This window comes from Methylobacterium sp. WL18 (assembly GCF_008040015.1).
GTDB classification, from domain to species: Bacteria; Pseudomonadota; Alphaproteobacteria; order Rhizobiales; family Beijerinckiaceae; genus Methylobacterium; species Methylobacterium mesophilicum.
In genome coordinates this window covers 1-4795 of the sequence record NZ_VRVD01000362.1, presented here as the reverse complement: position 1 = coordinate 4795, position 4795 = coordinate 1, and the positions used below count along the sequence as shown (strand labels likewise).

At 68.9% G+C, this 4795-nt stretch carries 4 protein-coding genes; all 4 read left to right on the top strand.

Going from position 1 to position 4795, the window contains the following annotated elements; genetic code table 11:
• Positions 1–185: 185 nt before the first annotated feature.
• The 4 genes from FV228_RS20610 to FV228_RS20590 all read left to right on the top strand — a co-directional run bounded on the left by FV228_RS20610 (position 186) and on the right by FV228_RS20590 (position 4644).
• On the top strand, positions 186–1193 hold the full coding sequence (locus FV228_RS20610; protein WP_147856323.1) for an oligopeptide/dipeptide ABC transporter ATP-binding protein: 1008 nt from the start codon (positions 186–188) through the stop codon (positions 1191–1193).
• 19 nt (positions 1194–1212) lie between these two features.
• Positions 1213–2352, top strand: coding sequence for an amidohydrolase/deacetylase family metallohydrolase (locus tag FV228_RS20605; protein WP_147856322.1), 1140 nt, complete (start codon positions 1213–1215; stop codon positions 2350–2352).
• A 608-nt stretch (positions 2353–2960) separates the two neighbouring features.
• Entirely contained in the window at positions 2961–3731 is a 771-nt protein-coding gene (locus FV228_RS20595; protein ID WP_147856321.1) for an ABC transporter ATP-binding protein, read from the top strand.
• Positions 3724–4644 carry an ABC transporter permease gene (locus FV228_RS20590; RefSeq protein WP_147856320.1) on the top strand — a complete coding sequence of 307 codons (921 nt, stop codon included), beginning with the start codon at positions 3724–3726 and terminating at the stop codon, positions 4642–4644. Before FV228_RS20595 ends, FV228_RS20590 begins: the two co-directional genes overlap by 8 nt.
• Positions 4645–4795: the final 151 nt, after the last annotated feature.

The following is a 4795-nucleotide window of genomic DNA, read 5'->3' as shown; positions in this document are numbered from 1 at the left end:
GGGTACCCTGCGGAGCAGGGGGGGAGAGGGGAGCGCCGCTTCCGGCGAGGGCGCGATGATCGCCACATCCTGCACCGTTGCTCCCCTCTCCCGACCCTCGCTGACGCGAGGGCCACCCTCCCCCGCCGAGGGGGGAGGGGAGAACCAGGCGGCGTCCCGCCCCACGCCGTCACGGAGACCCGCCCGTGACCACGACCGCCCGCACGCTCCTCCAGGTCAACGACCTCAAGAAGCACTTTTCCCTCGGCGGCGGCCTGTTCGGCCGATCGACCCGGGTGCTCAAGGCGGTGGACGGCCTGTCCTTCACGGTGGACCGGGGCGAGACCCTGTCGCTGGTCGGCGAATCCGGCTGCGGCAAGTCCACGGTCGCCAAGGCGCTGATGCGCCTCTACGCCCCCACCGCCGGGCAGGTGGTGTTGGCCGGCCGACGCATCGACGACCTCTCGGCCGGCACCCTGCGGCCCCTGCGCCGGCGGATGCAGATGGTGTTCCAGGACCCGTTCTCGTCCCTCAACCCGCGCATGCGGGTGCGGGCGATCCTGGCCGAGCCGATCCGCAACTTCGGGCTGGCCAAGGGCTCGGCCGACCTCGAGGCGAAGCTCGCCGCCCTGATGGAGCGGGTCGGCCTGCCGCGCGAGGCGTTGGGGCGCTGGCCCCACGAATTCTCGGGCGGCCAGCGCCAGCGCATCGGCATCGCCCGGGCGCTCGCCGCCGAGCCGGACCTGATCATCTGCGACGAGGCGGTCTCGGCGCTCGACGTCTCGGTGAAGGCCCAGATCGTCAACCTGCTGCGCGACCTGCAGCGCGAGCTCGACCTCGCGATGCTGTTCATCTCGCACGACCTCGCCATCGTGGAGCACATGACCCACCGGGTGGCGGTGATGTATCTCGGCAAGATCGTCGAGATCGGCCCGCGGCGGGAGCTGTTCCTGGCCCCGAAGCACCCCTACACCCAGGCCCTGCTCTCGGCGGTGCCGATCCCCGAGCCCGGGGCCGGGCGCACCCGCATCGTCCTCAAGGGCGACGTCCCGAGCCCGATCAATCCGCCCGCCGGCTGCCGCTTCCACACCCGCTGCCCGCAGGCCTTCGAACGCTGCCGGGTCGAGGAGCCCCGCCTCGATCCGGTGGGCGCCGGCCACCTGGCCGCCTGCCACCTCAACGACGACGCGTCCGCACCGGCGGTCGCGGCCTGACACGATCCCGGAGACAGCCGTGCCGCACGACCTCATCCTCAAGGGTGCGCGGATCATCGACCCGTCCCAGAACCACGACGGGATCGGCGACGTCGCCTTCGCGCAGGGCCGGGTCTCGGGCTTCGGCCGTGATCTGGTCGCGGGCCCGGGCACGCAGGTGCGCGCGATGGCGGGCGCGATCGTCACGCCCGGGCTGATCGACCTGCACACCCACGTCTACTGGGGCGGTACCTCGCTGGGCATCGACGCCGACGCGTTCTGCCGGACCTCCGGGGTGACGACCTCGGTCGATACCGGCAGCGCCGGGCCCGGCAACTTTTCCGGATTTCGCAAGCACGTCATCGACCGCTCGGAGGCGCGGATCCTCGCCTACCTGCACGTCTCCTTCGCCGGCATCTTCGGCTTCTCGAAGACCATCATGGTCGGCGAGAGCGAGGATCCGCGGCTGATGGCGCCCCGCGAGGCCGTGGAGGTGGTCGAGGCCAACCGGGACGTGATCGTCGGCATCAAGGTCCGGGTCGGGCGTCACGCCTCCGGCGACCAGGGCACCGCGCCCCTCGACATCGCCCTGCAGGTCGCCGAGGAGACCGGCCTGCCGCTGATGGCCCATATCGACGAGCCGCCGCCGAGCTACGAGGCTGTGCTGGCCATGCTGCGCCCGGGCGACGTGCTGACCCACGCCTTCCGGCCGTTCCCGAATTCCCCGATCACCGCCCAGGGCGCCGTGAAGCCCGCCCTGCGGGAGGCCCGGGCCCGGGGCGTGCTCTTCGATATCGGCCACGGCAAAGGCTCGTTCGCGTTCAAGACCGCCCGGGCCATGCTGGCGGGCGGTTTTTTGCCGGACACGATCTCGTCCGACGTGCACCAGCTCTGCATCGACGGGCCGGCCTTCGATCAGGTCACCACCATGTCAAAAATGCTCTGCCTCGGCATGAGCCTGCACGACGTCGTCGCCGCCTCCACGGTCAACGCCGCGGTTGCGCTCAAGCGCATGGAATACGGGACCCTGAAGGTCGGGGCGCTCGGCGACGCCACCGTGCTGTCGGTGCAGGATGGGGCGTTCGATTACGTGGACACGCGGGGCGAGCACATGACCGGCGCCCAGCGGATCTTTTCTGAGGGCGTGGTGCTGCGGGGCCGGTGGTGGCCTCCGGTTTGAGGCCTGTTTGATCGCACGATCTCGGTCGAAGGACGGTTCTAACCAACCGATATCCCACTCTTCTCCCTCATCCTGAGGTGCTGCGCAGCAGCCTCGAAGGAGCTCTCCAGAAGTCTCAGCGCTCTCGGGAGGGCTCCTTCGAGGCTCGCTTCGCTCGCACCTCAGGATCAGGTCGAGAGTCGGAATAAGAGGGGGATCGATGATGCGTAGCCCGAAGAAGACACACCGCAGCGATGCACTCCGATCACTTCACGCAGCCGCCACGGATTCCCACGCCGTCGGTGCGATCGACAAGGCGACGATGTGTCGGTTCGATTTTGCCTGCCTCACCTCTGTGAAGGCTCTAATCCCGAGGAAGATCAACTGAGCGCCGGCGCCAGCGCGTTTCCTACCCGGACGGTTTTGCGCTGCACCATAGTTGCAACCCATAGCCTGCAACGCACCGTCAACCATTAAACAACCCTCTCAACCCGGACAGCAATCCTAGTTTATTAAGAATACCAGGCTTTACAGCCTCGCCGCATCGACCCTACACTTTCCCGTGAGGTCCGGACCATCGCCGGACGATCAGCGACACGCGGCTCAAGCCGCGGCGCCAGGGAGGATGGATGGATACGGGTCAGCCTCTGCTGGAGGTCGACGGCGTCACGCTCCGCTACAAGACGCCCGAGCACCTCGTTACGGCCACCTACCGGGTGAGCTTCCGGATCTGGCCCGGGGACCGGTTCGTCCTGCTCGGACCCTCCGGGTGCGGGAAGTCGACCCTGCTCAAGGCGGTGGGCGGCTACATGGCCCCCACCGAGGGCGAGATCCGCCTGAAAGGCCGCCCGGTGACCGAGCCGGGGCCCGACCGGATGATGGTGTTCCAGGAATTCGACCAGCTCCTGCCGTGGAAGACGGTTCGGCAGAACGTGGTCTTCGCCCTCGAAGCCTCGGGCCGGCTGAAGGGGCGGGAGGCGCTGGAGCGGGCGAACCTCTACATCGACAAGGTCAACCTGACGAAGTTCGCCGACAGCTACCCGCACACCCTGTCGGGCGGCATGAAGCAGCGCGTCGCCATCGCCCGCGGCATGGCGATGGAGCCCGACATCCTGCTGATGGACGAGCCGTTCGCGGCGCTCGACGCGCTCACCCGGCGGCGCATGCAGGACGAGCTGCTGATGCTCTGGGAGGAGACGCGCTTCACGGTGCTGTTCGTGACGCACTCGATCCCCGAGGCGATCAAGGTCGGCTCGCGCATCCTGCTGCTCTCGCCCCATCCCGGCGAGGTCAAGGCCGAGCTCAACAGCGCCGCGACCCCGGAAGCGGCACTGCGGCTCGAGAACCGCATCCAGCAGATGCTCTTTTCGGAAGAGATCCAGGAGGCGGAGAATGTCTAGCGCGCGCGCCCTGACCGGCGCTCCCCTGACCGTACCGCCGCGCCCCGCCGCCACGGATCCGGCCCGCCCCGAGATCGTGCGGGAGACCGGCCACGCCCACGGCGCCCCGGTGGTCGAGAAGCCGCTCTCGGGGTTCGAGCGCCTCTACAACCAGGCCTGGCTGCGCAAGATCCTGATCCTGGTCCTGCTCGCCGGGATCTGGGAGGCCTACGGGCGCTACCTCGACAACGACCTGCTGTTCCCGACCTTCTCGGCCACCATGGAGGCGTTCTTCCGCGCTGTCGCCGACGGGACGCTGCCGGCCCGGGCCTGGAGCTCGCTGAAGGTGCTGCTCATGGGCTACGCCGCCGGCGTCATGCTGGCGACCCTGCTCACCGGCATCGCCATCGCGTCGCGGATCGGGACCGACTTCCTCGAGACCCTGACGTCGATGTTCAACCCGCTGCCGGCGATCGCGCTGCTGCCGCTGGCGCTGATCTGGTTCGGGCTCGGCAACGGCAGCCTGATCTTCGTCCTGGTCCACTCGGTGACCTGGGCGATCGCGCTCAACACCCATTCGGGCTTCTTGTCGGTGAGCCGGACGCTCACGATGGTCGGGCGCAATTACGGGCTGTCGGGCCCGCGGCTGATCGGCAAGATCCTGATCCCGGCGGCGTTCCCGTCGATCCTCACCGGCCTGAAGGTCGGCTGGGCCTTCGCGTGGCGCACGCTGATCGCGGCCGAGCTGGTGTTCGGCGTCAGCTCCGGGGCGGGCGGGCTCGGCTGGTTCATCTTCGAGAACAAGAACATGCTCGACATCCCGAACGTGTTCGCCGGGCTGCTCACCGTGATCCTGATCGGCCTCGTGGTCGAGAACCTGATCTTCCAGACGATCGAGCGGCGGACGATCCAGCGCTGGGGCATGCAGGCCTGATCCTCTCAGGCCCGATCCTCAAGCGGCGCGGCTTCGGGTATGCCCCGCGGATCCTTCGCGGTGACCCGGAGCCTCGACCACCATGCCGACCCTGTCCCTCGCGGAGGCCCACGCGCTCGCGGCCGGCGCGTTCCGCCGCTGTGGCGCCGCC

Bases quoted from the DNA above. Each gene is read 5' to 3' on its own strand.
- FV228_RS20595 (WP_147856321.1), top strand. From the start codon at position 2,961: ATGGATACGGGTCAGCCTCTGCTGGAGGTCGACGGCGTCACGCTCCGC.
- FV228_RS20590 (WP_147856320.1), top strand. From the start codon at position 3,724: ATGTCTAGCGCGCGCGCCCTGACCGGCGCTCCCCTGACCGTACCGCCG.